A 3,527-nucleotide genomic window follows, 5' to 3' on the forward strand; every position below is an offset into this window, starting at 1 on the left:
CGCGAGCACAAGAAGCTCGCTCTGCGCCAAGCCGCATGACCAGCATCATGGCTGCCCCATTTTGCAGAACTTGACGCACACAACCTGCGCTGCCAATAGTTGCCGTTTTGCGCCCTGTCATACCGTCGGAAGGCAGCAGGCGCTGCTGATCAATCGCGCGTGCAGGACGACTGCGTTCTTCAACATGATTAGACCTTGCTATTTGCTGTGGCGTGCCAGCCTTCTTCGCCCGTGGTGGCCGTGGCATAAGGCCAAGAGTGTCGGGCGATCGATCCGGCTGAAATCAAAAGGGGTTGTGGGATCGCATGGCCGATGTTGAAGCTCCGCCACAAGGACAGCAGGTCTTGCCTGAACTCGCACATGGCGATTGCGTGTTCGACTGTGATCATCCGTGGGATCACGTCCGAGGCGGGATAATAGGTGATCGCCAGGGAGTATTGCGCATCTGGCTGCCCGGGCGGACTGCAGAAGAACTCCTTGGACCCGGCTTAGACGTACCCGTCTCCGAATATTCCGGGCAGATCAAAATCAATGCGCTGATAGGCAATTTGGGCGGACGCCGGCTGCCTTTTGATCGGAGGCCGTACTTCGCCATCAAGTCGGCAACCCTTGATGTTCTGCGCGATGCGGACGGTCGCCGTCTGCCTCTGGACGAACTGACCAGCAGGCTAAAGGAGAACTCAGGTTTAGCGCACGACCTCATCGAGGACGCGTTGCGCATGATGATCGCGGAAGGCTCCGGAGGCGCAACGATCAACAAGGGCGGGGTTGTCCTGTATAGCCTCTCGTCAATGGTCTCCGAGCATTTCTCGCGGATCGACTATCTCGCAACCTTCGCCGAGGAATTGCTTATCAAAAGTCGCCGCGTTGACCTTCTCATCCAGCATACTGGCACAGTGGGAAGCTATCGCGAGGAGATGTTGCGCGCGCTTTTGCGCCAGATTGTCCCCCGTCGCTATGAGGTAAGCACCGGCTTCATTGAGTACTGCCCAAGGCAGCTTGACATCCTCGTTTGGGATGCGGCCGAATTTGTCCCGTTGTTCAGGGAGGGTGATGTTGTCGTTGTTCCTCGAGCCGCCGTGCGCGGTGTCATTGAGGTCAAGACCACCCTGAACACGAATGCCCTGGACGAGGCGATGGAGATCCTTTGGGACACTTTCAGGACAAGCCAGACCGCCGTTCCGGTGTTCAAAGGCATTTTCGCCTACGAGGCAGACTACGCAAGCGATGCGGCTGTGGCAGACCGGATGCGGCACTTCTACCGCAGCACAGACCCAGACAAGATCCGGGAGCGCGAGCACTGGTACATGTATGCGGGTGTCAACATGGTGTGTGTTCCGCGAAAGCTGTTCGTGCGGGAAACCTACAAAATCCCAGAAGACGAATCCCTATTCCCGCAACCCGTTCTCTCCGGAGTGGTAAGCAACTGGCCCGGCGACACCAAAACAGCTTTCTTCCTCGGCGGCCTGCTCTCCCATCTCGATCTATCGTCGATGGCGAAGTCCGACGCTATCCGGTTATTTAATCCGCTTCTCAACACCATGGATCTGAATGATTTAGGCCCGATCTATGAGAACCCTTGGCGCCCACGCAGCGGGCTGCCCGGGATGGAAGCCTTGTTCGATCCCGATGGCGCAAGGACCTACGTGCAGCGGGTTCAGGACTTCCGGCAAGGCAAGATCGGCAAGGACGACATCACCAACGGCTTATCTAGACAGCTGAATCGCACCCCCCCACTGAATGACGAACCCGCAGGGTCGGGTTCCAAAGGCGCCACATCCGACGGTGCTCCGGCTGAAGGGCCTCCGCCAGAAAACGAGCCTTGAATGGGGTAACGCAGCCCCTATTCGATCTGTCGACCGTCGTTTCGGCACTTCTTCGCGTGTGCATGTAGCACGGGCGACGTCCCGCTCGGTCTCGGTCAAGCATTGCCGCAACCGCTCGACTGTGTCGTCCGCATTCATGCTGCGAGAATGCTCAGCTATTGCTGACAGCGCTGCATGATGTGTGCTTCTTGCATCTCAACCGACAGCCGTTCTCCAACCCGAGCCCAAGTTGCTATTCAGCTGAGGACGGCTGCTTTCGTGGGCGCCGATGGCCATCCGCGCGGCCGATATCGGGTCGTATGTGGACTACGCAAACCTCGCCTGAGAGTGCCAACTCCGAATGGCAACTTTCCGCCGGACGTTCCCCATAGCCAGACCGGCCGGAAACCGGACCTTAGCAGACTGAAGTCAGGCTGTTCCCATCCCGACAGCGGTCGCTTCGGAAAAACTCCATCGCAGAACGGCTGTTGTTTGTGTCAGTTGTCGTCCAGTCGACGGGCAAGGCGGACGCCGGGTCCCGCTCCATTCTGTGAAATGAATTCGATTCCCGCCGCTTCCAACGCAGAAGATATGGCCTGAAGTGTTGCCGTCCTGGGGAGCGTTTGAGAGCTTTCAATTCTGGCGAGCGTACGAACCGTCACTCCAGAGGCGTTTGCCAAGTCCTCTCTCGTCCAGTCAATCAAGGCCCGAGCTGCTCGGATCTGCTGAGGCAGTATGTCCGTTTTCATGACATTCATCTTGTTAAAAGTCACAAAAAGTGACATAAACGATGGTAGCTAGCGGCCGCACCGGTGCTCGATACACTCGGTGCGGCCTGACCACTATCAAGCTGTTAGGAGCTCGGATCATGGCTGATTCCGACAATACCACGCCTTTGTCTTTCGTCACCCGCAGGAGGGTACTTGGTGCAACGGCGATTGCAATCTTAGGATGGGAAAGTAGTGCTCTCGCCGGTACGGCGCCGGCCGCAGCTGTCCCTTCCGATCCCGCGCTAGCGATTTGGCGAGAATGGCGCAATGCTCACGAAGCGAGCGAGCGTCTCTGCGATCAAAGTGCGCGCTTGGAGCGCACACTCGTGGAGACCGTCGGCTTCCCTCATGAGACCGTCCAGTTGCCCGGTGGCGAAAATGTAACGATCCATTCCATCGGGTCACTCCGCGAGGTGCTCGGCTCTGACCCCGACGCCGATGACGTTTGCGCCGAGGCAGAAGTCCGCTTGGCGGCTCATCAAGCACGCTGGGATGCCGCCGAGAGGCGAATTGGCTATTTGTCCGTGACAGAGGCGGAAAGGAAGGCAGCTGATCGAGCCGAAGAATTGCTCGAAGCATTGGCTGCGACACCTGCAACCTCCCTTACCGGCGTAGCGGCCAAATTGAATGCGGTGCTTCTTGAGAGCGAGGTGCGGGAGGGAGGCGCAGAGTTTCCCTGGCCGCAGATTCGCTCGGCGTTCGATGATGTCATGCGGCTGGGCCAAGAAGGGTGCGCTCGCGCCGGCAGATCATGACTGTTTTTCGTCCGTGCTCAGATCGGCGGAACCGGGAAAGGGAAGGTAGCGGCTTTTAGCCCCTAACCCCTGGCCGTCCAAGGCGGTGGCGCGGAAAAGGCGGCATAAGCGTGGTGGGTTCAACCGGTCGCCGCAACACCTTTAATCTGAGAGGATTGGGAGGTGTCGCATGGTGACGTCACGGATCTGGTTTACGC

At 58.4% G+C, this 3,527-nt stretch carries 3 protein-coding genes; 2 read left to right on the forward strand and 1 reads right to left on the reverse strand.

The features are described 5' to 3' along the window. Positions 1-305 precede the first annotated feature (305 nt). On the forward strand, positions 306-1,826 hold the full coding sequence (locus NKI32_RS31465; protein WP_353005224.1) for a DUF6602 domain-containing protein: 1,521 nt from the start codon (positions 306-308) through the stop codon (positions 1,824-1,826). Between the two features lie 476 nt (positions 1,827-2,302). Here the strand turns inward: NKI32_RS31465 and NKI32_RS31470 are convergent, their stop codons facing one another. Further along, a complete protein-coding gene (locus tag NKI32_RS31470; protein ID WP_353005226.1) occupies positions 2,303-2,590 on the reverse strand; it encodes a helix-turn-helix domain-containing protein in 288 nt (95 codons plus the stop codon). A gap of 83 nt (positions 2,591-2,673) precedes the next feature. Here NKI32_RS31470 and NKI32_RS31475 point away from each other — a divergent pair, with 83 nt between their 5' ends. After that, positions 2,674-3,330, forward strand: coding sequence for a hypothetical protein (locus tag NKI32_RS31475; RefSeq protein WP_352797890.1), 657 nt, complete (start codon positions 2,674-2,676; stop codon positions 3,328-3,330). Positions 3,331-3,527 lie beyond the last annotated feature (197 nt).

The sequence above is a fragment of the Mesorhizobium sp. M0761 genome, from assembly GCF_040320205.1.
Taxonomy (GTDB): domain Bacteria; phylum Pseudomonadota; class Alphaproteobacteria; order Rhizobiales; family Rhizobiaceae; genus Mesorhizobium.